Here is a 16,423-nt window from a genome sequence, read left to right as displayed (position 1 = left end):
CGCAAGATGAAAAGCCAATTGCTCGACAAGGAGATTTGTGAGTTTTATGGGCAAGAGCTTTTAGAGCTTTTGGAGGTTCGTTCACAAGGAGTGGTTCCGTGGTCAGAGCGCGTTATGCATAAACGAAATTCTCTGCTCTATCCGGTCTATTATCTTTTGCTGATGCGATTTTTGGCCGGGTCCGCCGAAGATTTCTTTACAAAGCAACATGGCGTGGCGCATCCCTATGGAGCAGGCCCGTGGCCATGCAGAAATCCGGTTTGCCCGTACTATTTGAAAGATGTGATTTCTGAACTGTCGCCTCTGGTGCAGTTTGCTTCCCGCCACCAGGCAACATTCACCTGTCCTCACTGCGGGTTTGCATACAGACGAAGCCGTGAAAGACCTAAAAGCAAACAATATTCCGACCAAATTGATGCGATGGACTACGGGTGGTTGTGGATGGATACGTTCAAGAAGATGATGAAATCCGGCGCTACCATTATGCACATCACAGAAAAACTACACTGTGGTTTTCTAACAGTAAAGCGATTGGGTGTTGAACTGGGTTTCTTTCCGGCAGATCAATTACCGAAGAAAAAGCCATATATCTACTATGAACGGAAAACTGTGCCGGAACCTGCTCCAAAGCCAACATCGAAAGACTACTATCGGGCGCAATGGTTGCAGGTCATGAAAGACAACCCGGATTCATCCCGCAGTTTTTTGATTAAGCGTTACCCTGGAATTTACAAATGGCTGCGAGAAAACGATGTGGATTGGTATGAGGCCAACGCGCCTAAGTCTAAACGGTATACGGTGCGTAATTGGGCTAACAACGATGACGATAGTTTGGAGAAAGCCCGTGCCGCCGTTGCTTATTTGAAAAGTTTACCGGGACGCCCCGTTTGGATTAACCGAAGGTCTGTGGAAAAATACGGCGGGCTCAATAATCTCTACAAAAATCTGGCTAAAGGCTATCTACCAAAGACACAGGCGTATTTGGATGAGGCATTGGAAACCGACGAGGAATGGCGCAAGAGAAAGATTCAGTGGGCGGTAAAAGAGCTTTATGATTCAGGGAGGAATCTTCTCCTGCCGCAGATTCAAGTCAAGGCTTCAATTTCGCACAAGCTGTTTATCCCGTTAGAAGTCTTTACCCGTGACTATATTGAGCAATTACAAAAATGAATATCCACATAGCAAAGAGCAATCGGCTGATGCCGGTTGCTTTTTTGTATATTGTCGAATAGGTGGTGATTTGTATCAAACTTTATTTTTAGCACTAATGGTTGACCCAGACTAATCCAATCTGAAAGGTGGTGCTGAAAGTGCAAATGGAAAAACTATCAAACTTTGTTTTGGAAAATCTATTCAAAAGAAAGCGATTTATATCAAACTTTATTTGGAGGTAACAAGTCCAAACAGTGAGTCTGCAAATTTATGGACCCGCGGACCTTTTTATTTCCAGTTTCAAGTAGATTATAAAAACTGCTGTGATATAATAAATCATAAAGTATTTTAAACATATTTCAAGGAGGCGAGAGCATGGCGGCGAAAAAGTATACGATAGAAGAAATCAAAACTGTTGTAGAACCAATCGCCCGAAAATATGGGGTGGAACGCGTGTATCTGTTTGGCTCTTACGTCCGTGGAGATGTAACTGAAAACAGCGATATAGATTTGCGCGTGGATAAAGGGTCCCTTAAAGGGATGTTTGCTCTGTGCGGGTTGTATACGGAAATTGAAGAAGCCCTGCAGACGAAAGTGGACGTTCTGACAACAGGCAGCCTGGAAGATGACTTTCTCCATAAGATACGGAAAGAAGAGGTGCTTCTATATGGCGGATAACCGGAACGCCGACGTGCTCCGCCGTATCATTTCCTATTGCCGTGAGATAGAAGAAGCCATTCGGCGGTTCGGAAAAGATTACACGGTATTCGCGCAAGATTCCGTATATAGGAATGCCACAGCGCTATGTGTCATGCAAATTGGAGAATTGACCACGCATCTCACCAATGATTTTAAACAAACCTACACTGGAATGCCTTGGACGCAGATTAAGGCGTTGCGTAATGTGGTCGCTCACAGCTATGGTAAAATTGACGTGGAAAGCTTATGGGAAACCATAACCATCGACATCCCAAAGTTGAAAGACTATTGCTCCGACATCATCCAACAATTTGATGTCCTCACGCAGGAGAGCACGAACGATCCGGAGGACGAGCAAAAAATTCCCGGCATTTCCATGGATTAAACAAAACCAACTAAAAAAAGCAATTGGAACACGCTTATCTGAAATCAGAAAGCGTGTTTTTTTATTCCCCCGCCGCTCTTTGAAAAAAGTCGGCCTGAGTCGTCCATATCCAGCAGCTTAAATACGTTAGCCGTTCAGCCGCGAAACGGAAAGCGACATTGGCAAGCACGCGTAGACCGCCTGTGGATCGGCCGGAGCGATCTGTAAAAACGATGGCATCAAAGGTGACGAGCGAGAAATGCCTGGCCATAAAACAGTCTGTGGTGGACTGTGTCGCGTTGACCTGAACGGCCTATCATGATACTCCCGCATAGTCGAGGTTTGGTCCCAGAGTGCGGCCCGTCCGCTGGGGGGGAGGTGGAATTCCTGTGATATCCGCTGACCACGGATAGTTTAAGCTTCTGCCATTGGTGCTTGGGGAGTAGTGTCGAATTAAGCACAAGCCAACATGAAGAACAAGCGCGACCGCCCGCTTTTGATATCAAAAACTATGCGGCAGAGCCGTGAAAGCCCTGCCGCATCCTTTTGACATCAAACATTAACTGATTACAGGAGGGATGAAAATGGTCAATCAAAGCAAGCGTGCGTGGCTGTACTGCCGCATCGACGCCCCGGATGACGAGCGCGGCCGTCTCAAAGGGCAGCAAAAAGAACTTGCCGACTATGCCGAGCAGATGGGATTTGAGGTGGCCGGAGCCTCCCAGGACACCGACAGTGGTCTGCGCTTTGACAGAAACGGCCTGGCCGAAGTAAGCGAGGCCGCGGCAACGGGGAAAATGGATGTCTTGCTCATTGTCAGCCTCTCACGCCTGGGCAGGGACGCCATGAAAACCAAGGAGTTTATTCATCGGCTGAACCGGCGGGGCATTGAGGTCTATTCCCCGCTGGAGGGCAAAATCACGACAAAAATGCCTGATGAAATCTGCTCGCACATCATCAACACGCTGGCTTTATAAGGAGGGAAAAACCATGTCACAGACGCAAATAGCCAATGAAGTGAAGTATAGAATGGCCCTGGCCTTTTTAAAAAAGCTCCTGGGACAAGGGCTGATCACCGATGGGGAATTCGAGATTGCCGACAGGTATAACGCCGAAAAATACAAGCCTTTGCGCAAGGCGATTTAACGCCTGTATTGCTTGCTATGTGCCGGCTTGTGTGGTAGTGTCTGTGGTTGAATAACAAAGAAAGGAGTAGCTTTTATGGCGGAAGTCAAGGTTATCACCCCCATCGCCTCCCTCGAAACAAACAAGCTGCGGGTATGCGCCTATGCCAGAGTCAGCAGCGACTCCGAGGATCAGCTGAACTCCTTTATCGCCCAGGTGAACCACTACACGGAGCTGATCAAAGGCAACGAGGAATGGGAATTTGTGGACGTCTACGCTGACGAGGGACTGACAGGCACCCGCGCCGACAAGCGGGAGGATTTCCAAAGGATGCTGAAGGACTGCCGGAAGGGGAAAATAGACCGGATACTCACCAAATCCATCTCCAGATTCGCCAGAAACACAAAGGATTGCCTCCAAACCCTGCGGGAGCTGAAAATCCTTGGCGTGGAGGTGGAGTTTGAAAAAGAGCGGATCAACACCGGCAAAATCACCAGCGAGATGATGGTCAGCTTTTTCAGCTCGGCGGCCCAGGAAGAATCGATGTCCATCTCCAGCAACATGAAATTGGGATGCCGGGGGCGCATGCGCAAAGGCACATACGTCAACCCCTCCGTACCGTGCGGATACAGGTTTGTAAATAGGGAATTGATGATTCGTGAAGACGAGGCCGAAGTGGTCAGAAGAATCTTTGCGAGCTACCTGGCGGGAAAAGGCATTGACGAAATCGCCGCCGAGTTGACGAAGGACAAGGTTCCCAAAAAGGACGGCGGCACCAAATGGTATTATGATGGTGTGTTCTACATCCTGACCAACGAGCGGTACATCGGGGATACCCTGCTGCAGAAAAAATTCACCACAGACACCCTGCCTTTTAAATTAATAAGAAACAAAGGGCAAAAAGACCGGTATTACATCCACAACTCCCATGAGGCCATTGTCAGCCGCTCTGACTTCGAGCAAGTGAAACTGCTGCTCGAAAAAAGAAAGACTATACACCTGTTTCAGCAAACAAGCCGGCAATATCCACTCAGCCGCAAGATCCGGTGCGGCGAATGCGGCCACACCTTCAAGCGAAAGGTATGCAACGGCAAAACCTATTGGGTCTGCCGCAGCCATGACCAAGGTAAGGACCGATGCGGCATCAAGCGGATCGAGGAACCGGAATTTTACAAGGGCATTCATAAGAATGTACAACAAGCTTAAGCCAAACCGCCGATACATCCTGGCTCCCCTCCTCGACCAGTTGCTGGCCCTGAAATCCCGAAGTACCATGAGCAACATCAAAGTCAGTGAAATCAATAAAGAGCTTGCCGAACTAACCGATCAGAACCTGATACTCAATAGACTAAGGTCGAAAGGGTATATGGGTTCTGATATTTTTATGGAGCAAACTAACGAAATCAACCGGAAAATCAACAGCCTGCGCTCCACGCGCAGAAAGCTGCTGGAACAGGATGAGGACGACAAGACCATTGCCGCCGTGAAAGACCTTGTCGCCGTCATCGAGGACGGCCCGCCTGTTCTGGCGGACCTGGACGAGCCGCTCTTCCACAGCATCGTGGATAGCATCATGGTGGAATCCCAGGATAAAATTAAATTCCGGCTGACAGGAGGTTTGGAACTGGCTGAATCGATCCAAAGGAGTGTGAGATAAGGCCATGCAAAAACACAGGTATATCCCCTTCGGATACAAAATATGCAATGGAGAAACCGTCCCCCATGAACAGGAAGCGGAAGCCGTGCGGATGATTTTTCAGAAGTACCTGCGTGAAAGCCTTTCCTGTCAAGCCCTGGCCGACCTTCTGACAGCCCAAGGAGTGCCTTACCGGGAGAAGTCCTTCGTATGGAACAAATCCATGGTCAAACGGATCTTGGACACCCCAAAATACATGGGTGCGGACGGTTATCCCCAACTGGTCTCCGAAGCGGAATTCCAGCAGGCCCATGCCATTAAAGCCGTAAAATACACCAGGCGGGCCGTTCCCCCTTCGCCCCTGGCGGCGGCGATGAAAAATAGATTAAGCTGCCACGAATGCGGGAGCGGCTACGGCAGAAGGCTGGACAACCGGTACGGAGGAAAATGGCATTGTAAAAATCAAGACTGTAAAACGGAAATCCGCATCACCGACGCCTGGCTTCAAGACGGCCTCACAGCAATGATGAACAGGGTGATTGCCGATCCCGCCGAGCTTGAAATGGAAAAGACCCCCTCCAATGTTCACACGCTGGAAGTCACCAAGCTGAACAACGAAATCAACCGGGAGCTGGATAAAAAAGACTTAAATGAAGATTACGTCAAGGCGTTAATCATGGGCTGCGCCGCCGAAAAGTACGCCAACTGCGCCGAGGGCGATACGCAATACCTGACGGAAATACTCGCAAGGGAATTTGATAGGCAAGACCCTTTAACGGAGTTTGACATAGAGCTGTTCACCCGAACCGTGGAAAAGGCGTCCATCGCCAAAGACGGCACCATCCATGTGCGTTTTATCAATCAAAAAACAATGTCTCGTTTAAACAATGAGGGAAAGGAGTAAAGCATGCTAGCCCCAAAAACGGTATCCATCATTCCCGCCAATCCCATGGCGGCGACGACAATGGACAAACCCAGGCAATTAAGGGTCGCCGCTTACTGCCGGGTCAGCACCGACCAGGAAGAACAGCAATCCAGCTACCAGGCGCAGATTGACTACTACACTGACAAGATCGCCCAAAATCCGGAGTGGAGGCTGGCCGGAATTTTCGCCGACGAAGGCATCACCGGAGTCAGCGCCAAGAAGCGCACCGAGTTTATCAAGCTCATGAAGCTGTGCGAAAAGGGCAAAATCGACCTGGTGCTGACCAAGTCCATCTCGAGGTTTTCCCGCAACACCCTGGACTGCCTCACCTATATCCGCATGCTCAAAGAGCGCGGCATCCCCATCATCTTCGAAAAGGAAGGCATCAATACCATGCAGATGGCCAGCGAGATGAGCATCAGCATGCTGGGAAGCTTCGCCCAGGCCGAAAGCGAGTCCATCAGCCATAACGTGACCTGGGGCAAGCGAAAGAGCTTCAAAAGCGGCAAAGTCTCCTTTCAATACGCAAGAATCCTGGGCTATGAAAAGGGCGAGGATGGAAAACCCCGCGTCGTTCCGGAAGAGGCGGAAATCGTCAGGCGCATATTCAGTCAATATCTTAACGGCCACAGTATTAACAAAATAAAAAAGGAACTTGAGCAAGACGGCGTCATGTCTTCCACCGGCAAGCCGATCTGGTCGCCGGCGGTCATAAGAAACATAATCAGAAACGAAAAGTACATCGGTGACGCCCTGCTGCAAAAGACCTATGTGGTGGATTTCCTGACCAAAAAGATCAAGAAAAACAATGGCGAGCTGCCCCAATATTACGTGACCGGCAACCATGAGGCCATCATTTCCAAGGAGCTGTTCAACCGGGTTCAAGAGGAAATCGCCAGGCGCGGCAACAAGCGAAAGGTATCGGAGAAAAACGCGATCACCGAGCATGGCAAATACAGCGGCAAATACGCGCTGACCGAACTGCTTATCTGCGGCCGCTGCGCCACCGCCTACAGACGGGTCACCTGGGCGAGGAACGGTAATAAGAGAATCGTGTGGCGCTGCGTCAACCGGCTGGAATACGGCAAAAAGTATTGCAAGGATTCCCCCACCGTGGAGGAATATAAACTGCAAGACGCCATCATGAGGGCCATTACCCTGATGGGGGAAGCCAAAGACGAATTCGTGGGAACTTTAAAGGACAGCCTTCGCCTGGCACTGACCGGCAAGGCCGATCAGGTGGACACCTTCGCTATTAAAAAGCGTATTGACGAATTAAACGCGGTGATGCTTGACCTGGTGCAAGTCAGTGTTAAATCCAACGCCGGCGCCGATTACTTCGACGATAAGTTCAAAGAAATATCCGATGAGATCAAAAAACTGCAAGAAACTCTTAAAAAGCAGGAGCAACGGCAGATGATCGAACAAAACAACAATTTAAGAATGGTCGAGATCTTCAGAATCCTTGATAACGCGGACTTTTCCCTCGCCGAATATGACGACGTCCTGGTCAGGCGGCTCATCGAAAATGTCAAGGTCATCTCCGAGACTAAAATACAGGTCACCTTTAAAGGTGGTTTTGAGATAGAACAGGGACTGCAGTGAGCGCCACAAAGGTGAACAATTGAAACTTTAAAGATTATTATGTCCTGCAATAAAGAGTGGGATATATATAAAGGAGCGTAAGCCTATGAGTAAGACAGAGCAAAAGATACAAAACCGTCCGGAGCGTGTATGGATATACTGCCGGACAGGATCGCAGGATGAAAATTCCTTATCAGACCAGCGGGACAAGCTGACCGATTTTGCAAAGGAACAGGGTTGGGAGATTGTCGGTATTACTGCCGAGCATGGAAGCGGCCTGAATTATAACCGCAAGGGATTAAAAGAAGTTATGAAAGCGGCGAAAGCTAAACAAATGGACATCGCACTGGCAAAAAGCACCTGCCGAATCGGACGTATTACACATAAGACCATCGAGTGCATGAATAAGATGGAGCGCCATGGTGTTAAGCTGATAATCGCTGATAACGGCGATATAGACTTTCACCCGATAAGAGTTGCATTTTACATGCGTGTAGGTTCGGAAAAACAATTGCAGTAAGAATGAATACGAACTATATTTAATGAAGCAATTAAAAATCCTTGCTGCAAAAACCTTTACATGGATGCCCCATACAAAAAAGAATAATAACTATGATGACGTGCTGGTCAAAAATACTGATCTTTTTCAAAGGCGGTTTTGGAATGATACAGGTGCTGTCAGTGTTCTTTTTAGGCGGCGTAATAGGGAGAACAAATTAAGGCTAAATATGGAATGAATATCTTGATATATATCGCGAATGCGATATAATAAACGTATATTTTTGCGCATGAGGAACAAACCAATGGAATATATGACCGTAAAAGAAGCTGCTGCCAAATGGAACATTACATCTCGGCAAGTCCAGCTTCTTTGTTCGAAAGGCAAAATACCGGATGTCATACGTTTTGGCCGTTCGTGGGCCATACCTGTTAACTCTGATAAACCGAAAGATGGTCGAAAAAAGTAAATTGTTCAAAGAAAGTGAGGTAAAAAGATGCGATATAACATAACGCGGACCTATTAAAGGCCAGCCGCTGCATCTTCTTACCGGGTGTCCGCCGTGGCAAGGGTTTCCCGCGTTACAACGACTGAATGCCGAATGCGCTGCACTCACACATATTGCTGAAAAATCAAGGATGAATTAATTTATGTAAATTTATGGGTGATAGCATTACAGGAGGTATTAATGTGTATGGTGGGCCGTGTTTATATATTGGCCAAAGGCTATTATTTATAGATAAGGAAGTTATATTATTGAGAATTTATCGACCATTAGATTTAGCTAAAATTCAGTTAATCTCAGACGGGATAGAAATGATTATTGATATTAAATGCTTAACAGATGAGCCGGATTTGACAAACACAATTCCCTTGGGTATTTGGAGGTAGTTAAAGCATGATTTTGGATTTTATAAAGACTCCTCTTAGCGGAGATGCTTGGGAAGAATTATGTGACGCATGTTATCGAATGCGTTACCAAAGTGATAACTATCAGAAAATACCGGCTACATATGGAGGTGATGCTGGCATTGAAGGTTATACTCAAACGGGCATCGTATATCAATGTTATTATCCTGAACGTGATTATAATGATGATGAGTTGTATGAGCATCAGCGAAATAAATTAACAAAAGATATCAACAAATTGATAGATCAGGAAAATAAGCAAAGATTGCACAACCTCGGAGTTCCCATAATTAAGCAGTGGCATTTTGTAATACCATTCTATAAAGATAGCCGAATATTGCAGCATGCTATAGCAAAACGAAATGAGATTCTTAAGGGAAAATCCAGCAAACCACAAGAATATGATCATTTGCATGATGATTTTTTGATTGCAATTAAAGTTGCTGAAGATTTTAAGGTTGAAATTTCTAAAATCATACGGGAGACTATAACAGATACAAAGCTGAACGTTGTTGCCAAAAGTTTTGATACTATACCTTGGGATAAATGTCCCTCTGAAAAAGTACATAATATACAACGCAAAATCAAGGCTGTAATGAATCCATTGAATGATAACGATGAAGACTTTAATGATGTAGTTGGGGCATATGTTACATATTACATTAAGGGTATTGAGGTCTTGCGTATGTTACAGGCTGATTTTCCAGAAATATACGAGCACATATATACACTAGAGCAAGCATGCAAAAGAGAGGTTAGTATAAAAACAAAAATGAATCAAGATCGTTCACTTAATATAAACATCTTTATGGAGATTTTGAGTGAATTCGAACAAAAGTTAAGCTATGAATTTAGTAAGTATTTCACTTCATCTTCAATAATGGAATTAAAACATGATATGGTAGGTGCATGGTTAGCGGATTGTCCAATGGAGTTCAGAAGTGGGTGATTTATATGGATAAGCTGTTTGATGCGGTTGATAAAGTTTTATTCACTGATAGGCCTGAAGCAGTTCCTTATAATTACCGAATTAGTTATAAGGTTGCACAGCTATGTTTAATTTTAGCAAAGTGCTGTGGTCGTGGAGGGTGTTCGATCCTGAAATTACATATGATTGCGTTAGCTTTAGCATCTGAAGATGATATGAAAATGCTCATTGACTTTGCAAACAATATAATCTACGAATATACACTTATTCGCTTTGATCCTGCAGTAAACAGAGCTGTAAATTATGCCTTGGCAGACAGGATGTTTACACAGCAGGCAAATGGACTCTATCGCTTAACGGCTAAAGGGAAAAATTTTGTTAGAGAGATTGACAAAGATACTGATATGATGGCACGAGAAAAGAATCTACTTAATCGGCTTTCGAATAAACTTACAGAGGCAAAAATAAAAGACCTAATGTCTACGTGGAGGTATGCAAATGCTTCAAATCAATAGACTGAAAATTACAATACGAACTGCTGAACAAGATTTTGGATTTGATCATACCTTCACAAAAGGACTTAATTTTATTGCAAGTGATGATAATACATGTGGAAAGAGTTCAGTAATTGAAGGAATATACTATGCCCTTGGCTTTGAAGAAATAATTGGTGGCAAAGGCGAAAAAGTTCTAACTTCTGTATATAAGAATTCTATAGAATACAATGGGAAGCCCTTTAATACTCTTGAATCTGAAGTATACTTGGAAGTATACAATGCAGTAGATATCGTTACTTTGCATCGTACTGCAAAAATGGAGAATAGAGATTCGCGTTTGGTTACTGTATATTACGACAGACTCGAATCTGTTGAAAAGGGCTCTGTAGATTATGAAGATATGTATGTACATATGCCTTATTCTGCAACTAGAGAAAAGGGATTTCACACGTTTTTGGAGCGTTATTTAGGATTAGACTTACCATATGTTAATACCTATAATGACTCAGAAAGTAAACTGTATTTACAGTTGCTTTTTTCAAGTATGTTTATTGAGCAAAAGCGAGGATGGGCAGATATTGTTTCTGGAATGCCTAATCTAGGTATTAAGGAGGCTAAACAACGCACTATTGAATATATACTTAATCTAGATACTATTGAAAACGGAAAGAAAAAGATTGACTTAACAGATGAAAAAAATCAAATTGAAAGGGCTTGGAATGATGTTGTAGAAGCCGTAGGCGTTGATGGAAGGTCTGCTCAATGTAATGTTTCTAATTTGCCAAATTCACCAAGGATTTTAAAAGAGAATGTGTCGGCAAAGGTTTCTATATTTTATGTCAATGGGCAGGATATTAACATTCATCTTTCAGATTTGAAAGATGAATTAGGACGCCTTTCTGCGCTAAAGCCTAGAGTTATTGATAATTTTGACGAGTTGCAAATTGAGCTTCAGGAAACAGAAAAACAGATTGACTTAATTGCTAATGCAATTTATGAAGCTAGAATAAAACTAAATTTAGAAGATGCAAGTATTAAAAGTCTTAGAGAGAATCTGGATACCATCAAGATTGATATAGCTAATAATAAAGATGCTGCAAGACTAAGGAAACTTGGGTCGGACATAGGTTCTGAAATTATGAATGGTATTTGTCCTGTATGCAACCAGACGATTGCGGATACTTTATTACCTCTTGCGAATGATTTTCATGTAATGAGCATTGATGAAAATATCAAGCATTTGGTTGCACAGAAAGAGATGTTTGAATTTGCGCTAGAAGGGCACTCTGAAACTAAAGAAGAGTTAAAAAATTCTATCTCTCAATTGGAAAGTACATTATTTACGCTAAGAAGATTGGCTCTTTCTTTGAGAAGCGATCTTTATGCAGAATATGGCTCACAATAAAACTGGACTTACCAGTAGTGAGCTTATAAGGGGCGATTTCCTCTATAAAAGGCTAATATAAAACGAAAAAGCCGGGCTTAAACCGGCTTTCTTCAATATGGGTGTCCTGTTTTTGGAAAGTTGTAAACAGGAATTTGAATTAATTTTTTATTGGCAGGTGGAGTCTTGCGTAAACGATCCAGTTCTTCACACACTTCGGGCTCAAAATATTGCTCGCCACAATTATCGCAAACCCAAGAGGGAACGTTCTCTATCAATGTCAAATCACTACCCCACCAGTTTTCAGCTGTAATCAATTTTTTAGTCGTTTTACCGCCGCACAAGAAACACTTTTTAATCATTTTGTCAATTCACCCCGCGTGTTTTAGGATCCTTCCACTTGGGAGGCTCGGGAAAATATGCGGTTATTATAACAAGGGTGCCTGAAGGGTCAAAAGCACAAACGGAGTGTACCGGCTGACCTTCTTTAGTGTGGCCTAACACAAGACAACTGTGGCCACGCTGGTCTTCAGGGTAATCTTCAATAATCTCTCCATTCGCTATGGCGATGACTAAATCAAAATCTCTTATGCATCGCTGTCCTGCCCTTATTCTGGCGTGACGGCTTAAAACCCATTCACCTTTAAGTATTTTATCACGGATTTGCAAGATATCCAATGTATCGTCCCCTAGTTAAGGTATCTTTCTATTCGATGGAAGAAGATAAAAATCCTTCATCTTGAAAAAAGTATTGGTGTAGCAAGGGAATGAGCAGGACATGAACCCAATATTCTCTCGCAAAAAAGTAACCGACTCATACAGAGCCGGTTTTTACATGTCACCGTTAATACCTGTAAGCTAGAATATTTCCAGATTATAGGGATAAAGCTGATGACTTCTCATAAAGAGGATTTCAGCAGTTCAACCATCGTTGCCAAAATCCCGAAGGTTTCAGTGAACCCGGCCACAGGCAAGGAGTACACTGATAACCGGGAAACACTTCTCATCAACCGGGAAGTGGTAATAAAACCACTGATGTACTCCGACATGCCGAGGGCACGGGAGTTCCGTGAAGCCATAATAAAAAAATTACGGCTTAATGAATGCAGGGGCAGGTTCAAAGCCTGCCCCTTTGACAATTTACCATTTGGTTGTCTAGGATTTTACATAACAATCCATATTTACAGGTTATGGCCCATAGGCACTTCCTTTGGTATTCTTTTTAAGCCATCTCTCAACACCCTCATTAGTGTAAATATAACAGCTTCCTAAATACGTATTGCTCCAGTTCCCCTTTTCGGGCTAATACTCCAACAGTATGGGAACTGATTTTTAAGTGGTTCACCAGTTCTTTTACCGTATTTCTTGATAGCAATGAAAGCCGCTATTACATAGAGCTTTCTCGTGTTGTACCAAAGTTTGGCTTAGAACACGAATGGCTGAGGTGCAAGCAGTGTTCTGAATTGACTGCATTCCCCGTTCACGGGAAATGTCCGACTTGTGGAAGCAACCAGCTGGAAAAGGTAAGCGATCAGGGATACAGCGCAATGGGGTTCTGGAGAAAACCCGTTTCCGATGCGTTAGCAGGTGATGCAATTCGAGTTATCGACACTGAGGAACACACAGCTCAATTATCATATAAAGACCAGCGTGACGATATGTGGTCACGGACAGAGCAATATGAGATGCGCTTTCAGGATTTGCTGAAAAAAGATGAACCGCCTGTTGATATTCTGAGCAGCACTACAACGATGGAAGTCGGTATTGACATCGGCTCCCTTGTTGCGGTGGGACTGCGCAACATCCCCCCGATGCGCGAAAACTATCAGCAGCGTGCAGGTCGAGCTGGCCGGCGTGGCGCAAGCCTGTCTACCATTGTCACATTTTGTGAAGACGGCCCTCATGATACCATGTACTTTACAAATCCAGCACCGATGTTTCGCGGCGATCCGCGCAGACCGTGGATTGATATTCAAAGTGAGAAACTGCTGTATCGCCACATGAATATGATTGCAGTTCAGGCATTCTTGATACCCAAAGGTCAAAGTCTTGACGGCATTGATACCATCGGCTTTTTCGAAGAATACTGGGAAGAGTTTACGCGCTACCTTAACGGGTTTGACGTATCGTCTAATACCGTGCTGTTGCAGTCATATTCCAAGGAATTTATTTTGCGGATTAGAAAACAGCTTGCGCAAGAAATGCAGACTCTTAACGAGAAGCGCATTGCGCATCCGGAACTGTATGGCGGTGAAGGGACATCAAACAAGAAGACAATGTTAGACGCATTGTATGAAGAAGGCATTATCCCGACATATTCGTTCCCCAAGAATGTTGTGAGTACATTCATAAGCAACCCTCAAGGACAGTTGCAATATCAGGTCGAGCGCGGATTAGATGTCGCAATCAGCGAATATGCGCCCGGCCGGTCAATTGTCGTAGACAAAAACACTTACCAGCTTGGCGGTTTGTATTATCATGGCAGTGAACGCAAAAAAGGCGGATTTACAACCCCGGCGAAATCATTCATGGACGATCCGAACTATGTAAAGACTGTATTCTCCTGTAAGGCGTGTGAATGGTTCGGTCCTGCAGACGATTTGGATAACGGTCATTGCCCATTCTGTGAAAACGAGCATATTGTGCAGATGTTACCAATGGTTCGGCCTTGGGGTTTTGCACCTGTGAATGGCAAGTCCATCGCTCCCGCTCAGTTGAATGAATCTTATTCATATGCAGATGCTCCTTTGTATTCTACATTGCCGAATTTCGATGGATTGGCTCCAATTCAAGGTTTCTCAAATATCCGTATGGCCAAACGGTCTAACCAAAGGATTATCATGGTAAACCGCGGCCCTGCTGAAAAAGGGTTCATGATTTGTCCCGATTGTGGCGCGGCAGTTCCCGGGGATAGTGCTATCGCATACAAGTCGGATCGAACCAAGATAGGTCGGCCATATTACTCGAAGTTTGTAAGAACCGAATGCAATCATGCGAATGCCGTAAATGCTACGCTTGGATTTGATTTCATAACAGATATGCTAGTTCTTGAAATTGAACTTGATACAGCAAAGATTAATATTTCGCGCAAAGAAAGACCTTGGATCGACCGCGCTTCGCGTTCCTTGGCAGAGTCACTGCGTCTTCAGACAAGCCAACTCCTTGATGTTGAATTTACTGAACTTAATGCAGGATACCGTTTAAGAGAACACAAGGAGATAGCATATGTTGATATCTATCTGTATGACAGCCTCTCAAGTGGTGCCGGGTATTCCTCGGGAATAGCGTCGCAAATCAACCCACTTTTAGAGAAAACAGAAACTTTCTTGAATGGCTGTGATTGTGATAACGCCTGCCAAAACTGTTTGAAGCACTATCGTAATCAAAACTACCATTCAGTGTTGGACAGATATGCTGCTCTGGAACTGCTGACATGGGCGAAAGAACAAAGACTTGCTGCCGATGTTCCTCTTCAAGACCAAATCAAAATGATGGAACCGCTTAGAAAGGTTCTCTATACCTATGGAATTCGCTTGGAATATCCGCAGGAAGACGGACTCGCTGTGGCAAATGCAGGCAATGTTAAGCAGTTATATATTTACCCTGCAATGAAGTTAAAACCAGCATATCGACCAAATGCTGTATGGATCAGTAATTTTGAAGTCAAGTATACTCGGCCATATGCAATCGACTCGATTCGCAGTGCGTTGAATTGTCAATAATATCCTCATACAGGACAACCGGTCAAGCACAACTCCGCCGGTTACTTCTTTTACGTGAAAAGGTAGAACGCAAACAGGGGGCTATGGCTTGCTTTTCTTAACTTTGGTTTCTATAAGGTACGGCCCGCCTCCACCATAACTTACCAGCCAGAGAGCGAGTTTATCAGAATTCGCTCTTTATATTTTATTTTAGCAATTACTATTGTTTTTTAAATCTGCGTTACACAGGTTATTACCGAAATGCGCTAAAGGTTTGATCTCAACGGGGTTATTTTTGTGGGAGATCGGAGCACAGTCAGCAAAGATATTTTGGACCGTTGGATAAAATATCTTTAATATACATATGCTCAAAGATGTGGTGAAGTATTGAAAAACGGGGGCAGGTATAAAGCCGTACGTACTAATTTAAAGGTGAAAGAAGTAAGGTATGATGCTGACCGTTAGGTTATTTACCGTGTCCTTGCAAATTTTTTTCATGTTTTCTTGCAATACAAAAATTATCACCATAGTAATCTACAAGTTTAACTCTAACATTGTTTAAGATGTGATTAACACTATAAATGGAAGTTTTAAGTGCAGTTGAAATATTTTGAAGACTGTGACCATTCATTCGCATTATTATGACCTGTTGCTCTTTCACGGATAAACTATTAATAAAACGTTTTACGTCCAGCACAGAATCATCTCTAGGAGCTTCTCCAATACACGCGGCAAGAGTGAAGCTTTCATTTTCTGCATTATTCGCCAGTGGAGCATCAAAAGATAACAGTGAGTCTAACTTCTTTTCAGCCCATGCTTTTGAGTTTTTTTGTTTCATAATTCTTCGTATTTGAGCAATAGCATAATCTTTAAAAAATCCATAACGTATATTATGCATATTTCGGCCGCATCCGGACACCCATTCCGGTAGCATCCGGACAGCGTAACGGCAACATCCGGACAGCATAACGGAATTATCCGGACAGCATTTCGGCAACATCCGGACACCTTGTCGAGTTA

The 16,423-nt window shown here is 44.2% G+C and carries 18 protein-coding genes; 15 read left to right on the top strand and 3 right to left on the bottom strand.

Features of this window, described 5'->3' with window-relative positions:
• Positions 1 to 6: 6 nt before the first annotated feature.
• The 13 genes from L7E55_RS15220 (at position 7) to L7E55_RS15160 (ending at position 11,723) form a co-directional block, all read left to right on the top strand.
• The gene (locus L7E55_RS15220; RefSeq protein ID WP_277445181.1) at positions 7 to 1,170 is read left to right on the top strand and encodes a TnsD family Tn7-like transposition protein; all 1,164 of its coding nucleotides are present in this window, start codon (positions 7 to 9) and stop codon (positions 1,168 to 1,170) included.
• A gap of 357 nt (positions 1,171 to 1,527) precedes the next feature.
• Complete coding sequence (locus tag L7E55_RS15215; RefSeq protein ID WP_277445180.1) at positions 1,528 to 1,830, top strand: nucleotidyltransferase family protein; 303 nt, start codon at positions 1,528 to 1,530, stop codon at positions 1,828 to 1,830.
• Entirely contained in the window at positions 1,820 to 2,236 is a 417-nt protein-coding gene (locus L7E55_RS15210; protein ID WP_277445178.1) for a HepT-like ribonuclease domain-containing protein, read from the top strand. Before L7E55_RS15215 ends, L7E55_RS15210 begins: the two co-directional genes overlap by 11 nt.
• 563 nt (positions 2,237 to 2,799) lie before the next feature.
• Complete coding sequence (locus L7E55_RS15205; protein ID WP_277445177.1) at positions 2,800 to 3,192, top strand: recombinase family protein; 393 nt, start codon at positions 2,800 to 2,802, stop codon at positions 3,190 to 3,192.
• 13 nt (positions 3,193 to 3,205) lie between these two features.
• Positions 3,206 to 3,361, top strand: coding sequence for an SHOCT domain-containing protein (locus L7E55_RS15200; RefSeq protein ID WP_277445176.1), 156 nt, complete (start codon positions 3,206 to 3,208; stop codon positions 3,359 to 3,361).
• Between the two features lie 75 nt (positions 3,362 to 3,436).
• Positions 3,437 to 4,546, top strand: coding sequence for a recombinase family protein (locus L7E55_RS15195; RefSeq protein ID WP_277445175.1), 1,110 nt, complete (start codon positions 3,437 to 3,439; stop codon positions 4,544 to 4,546).
• The gene (locus L7E55_RS15190; protein WP_277445173.1) at positions 4,530 to 4,997 is read left to right on the top strand and encodes a hypothetical protein; all 468 of its coding nucleotides are present in this window, start codon (positions 4,530 to 4,532) and stop codon (positions 4,995 to 4,997) included. The genes L7E55_RS15195 and L7E55_RS15190 overlap by 17 nt, the downstream gene beginning before the upstream one ends.
• Positions 4,998 to 5,001: 4 nt before the next feature.
• Positions 5,002 to 5,880 carry a recombinase family protein gene (locus tag L7E55_RS15185; RefSeq protein ID WP_277445172.1) on the top strand — a complete coding sequence of 293 codons (879 nt, stop codon included), beginning with the start codon at positions 5,002 to 5,004 and terminating at the stop codon, positions 5,878 to 5,880.
• A gap of 3 nt (positions 5,881 to 5,883) precedes the next feature.
• Positions 5,884 to 7,506 carry a recombinase family protein gene (locus L7E55_RS15180; protein WP_338091236.1) on the top strand — a complete coding sequence of 541 codons (1,623 nt, stop codon included), beginning with the start codon at positions 5,884 to 5,886 and terminating at the stop codon, positions 7,504 to 7,506.
• A gap of 85 nt (positions 7,507 to 7,591) precedes the next feature.
• Positions 7,592 to 8,005 (top strand): recombinase family protein, encoded by a 414-nt coding sequence (locus tag L7E55_RS15175; RefSeq protein ID WP_277445171.1) that lies wholly within the window; start codon positions 7,592 to 7,594, stop codon positions 8,003 to 8,005.
• Between the two features lie 877 nt (positions 8,006 to 8,882).
• The gene (locus L7E55_RS15170; RefSeq protein ID WP_277445170.1) at positions 8,883 to 9,842 is read left to right on the top strand and encodes a hypothetical protein; all 960 of its coding nucleotides are present in this window, start codon (positions 8,883 to 8,885) and stop codon (positions 9,840 to 9,842) included.
• Positions 9,843 to 9,847: 5 nt separating this feature from the next.
• A complete protein-coding gene (locus L7E55_RS15165; protein WP_277445169.1) occupies positions 9,848 to 10,336 on the top strand; it encodes a hypothetical protein in 489 nt (162 codons plus the stop codon).
• The gene (locus L7E55_RS15160; RefSeq protein ID WP_277445166.1) at positions 10,320 to 11,723 is read left to right on the top strand and encodes a coiled-coil domain-containing protein; all 1,404 of its coding nucleotides are present in this window, start codon (positions 10,320 to 10,322) and stop codon (positions 11,721 to 11,723) included. Before L7E55_RS15165 ends, L7E55_RS15160 begins: the two co-directional genes overlap by 17 nt.
• 92 nt (positions 11,724 to 11,815) lie before the next feature.
• Here L7E55_RS15160 and L7E55_RS15155 read toward each other — a convergent pair whose 3' ends face one another.
• Both L7E55_RS15155 and L7E55_RS15150 read right to left on the bottom strand, forming a co-directional pair.
• Positions 11,816 to 12,064 (bottom strand): type II toxin-antitoxin system MqsA family antitoxin, encoded by a 249-nt coding sequence (locus L7E55_RS15155; protein WP_277445165.1) that lies wholly within the window; start codon positions 12,062 to 12,064, stop codon positions 11,816 to 11,818.
• Positions 12,065 to 12,068: 4 nt separating this feature from the next.
• Positions 12,069 to 12,380: a DUF4258 domain-containing protein gene (locus tag L7E55_RS15150; RefSeq protein ID WP_277445164.1), complete on the bottom strand. Its 312-nt coding sequence runs from the start codon at positions 12,378 to 12,380 to the stop codon at positions 12,069 to 12,071.
• 213 nt (positions 12,381 to 12,593) lie between these two features.
• Between L7E55_RS15150 and L7E55_RS15145 the strand changes: the two genes are divergently transcribed.
• Together L7E55_RS15145 and L7E55_RS15140 are read left to right on the top strand one after the other, a co-directional pair.
• On the top strand, positions 12,594 to 12,974 hold the full coding sequence (locus tag L7E55_RS15145; protein WP_277445163.1) for a hypothetical protein: 381 nt from the start codon (positions 12,594 to 12,596) through the stop codon (positions 12,972 to 12,974).
• A 275-nt stretch (positions 12,975 to 13,249) separates the two neighbouring features.
• Entirely contained in the window at positions 13,250 to 15,424 is a 2,175-nt protein-coding gene (locus L7E55_RS15140; RefSeq protein ID WP_277445162.1) for a DUF1998 domain-containing protein, read from the top strand.
• 445 nt (positions 15,425 to 15,869) lie between these two features.
• Here L7E55_RS15140 and L7E55_RS15135 read toward each other — a convergent pair.
• The coding region (locus L7E55_RS15135; protein WP_277445161.1) for a sigma-70 RNA polymerase sigma factor region 4 domain-containing protein at positions 15,870 to 16,423 on the bottom strand (554 nt) is incomplete at its 5' end.

The sequence above is a fragment of the Pelotomaculum isophthalicicum JI genome (genome assembly GCF_029478095.1).
In the GTDB taxonomy this organism is placed as follows: Bacteria; Bacillota; Desulfotomaculia; order Desulfotomaculales; family Pelotomaculaceae; genus Pelotomaculum_D; species Pelotomaculum_D isophthalicicum.
This window is presented reverse-complemented; position numbering and strand designations above follow the sequence as displayed.

Coding starts and splice junctions, on each gene's coding strand:
- L7E55_RS15205 (WP_277445177.1), top strand. CDS start 2,800: ATGGTCAATCAAAGCAAGCGTGCGTGGCTGTACTGCCGCATCGACGCC.
- L7E55_RS15170 (WP_277445170.1), top strand. CDS start 8,883: ATGATTTTGGATTTTATAAAGACTCCTCTTAGCGGAGATGCTTGGGAA.
- L7E55_RS15215 (WP_277445180.1), top strand. CDS start 1,528: ATGGCGGCGAAAAAGTATACGATAGAAGAAATCAAAACTGTTGTAGAA.
- L7E55_RS15210 (WP_277445178.1), top strand. CDS start 1,820: ATGGCGGATAACCGGAACGCCGACGTGCTCCGCCGTATCATTTCCTAT.
- L7E55_RS15220 (WP_277445181.1), top strand. CDS start 7: ATGAAAAGCCAATTGCTCGACAAGGAGATTTGTGAGTTTTATGGGCAA.
- L7E55_RS15165 (WP_277445169.1), top strand. CDS start 9,848: ATGGATAAGCTGTTTGATGCGGTTGATAAAGTTTTATTCACTGATAGG.
- L7E55_RS15140 (WP_277445162.1), top strand. CDS start 13,250: ATGGGGTTCTGGAGAAAACCCGTTTCCGATGCGTTAGCAGGTGATGCA.
- L7E55_RS15200 (WP_277445176.1), top strand. CDS start 3,206: ATGTCACAGACGCAAATAGCCAATGAAGTGAAGTATAGAATGGCCCTG.
- L7E55_RS15195 (WP_277445175.1), top strand. CDS start 3,437: ATGGCGGAAGTCAAGGTTATCACCCCCATCGCCTCCCTCGAAACAAAC.
- L7E55_RS15160 (WP_277445166.1), top strand. CDS start 10,320: ATGCTTCAAATCAATAGACTGAAAATTACAATACGAACTGCTGAACAA.
- L7E55_RS15180 (WP_338091236.1), top strand. CDS start 5,884: ATGCTAGCCCCAAAAACGGTATCCATCATTCCCGCCAATCCCATGGCG.
- L7E55_RS15185 (WP_277445172.1), top strand. CDS start 5,002: ATGCAAAAACACAGGTATATCCCCTTCGGATACAAAATATGCAATGGA.
- L7E55_RS15155 (WP_277445165.1), bottom strand. CDS start 12,064: ATGATTAAAAAGTGTTTCTTGTGCGGCGGTAAAACGACTAAAAAATTG.
- L7E55_RS15190 (WP_277445173.1), top strand. CDS start 4,530: ATGTACAACAAGCTTAAGCCAAACCGCCGATACATCCTGGCTCCCCTC.
- L7E55_RS15145 (WP_277445163.1), top strand. CDS start 12,594: ATGACTTCTCATAAAGAGGATTTCAGCAGTTCAACCATCGTTGCCAAA.
- L7E55_RS15175 (WP_277445171.1), top strand. CDS start 7,592: ATGAGTAAGACAGAGCAAAAGATACAAAACCGTCCGGAGCGTGTATGG.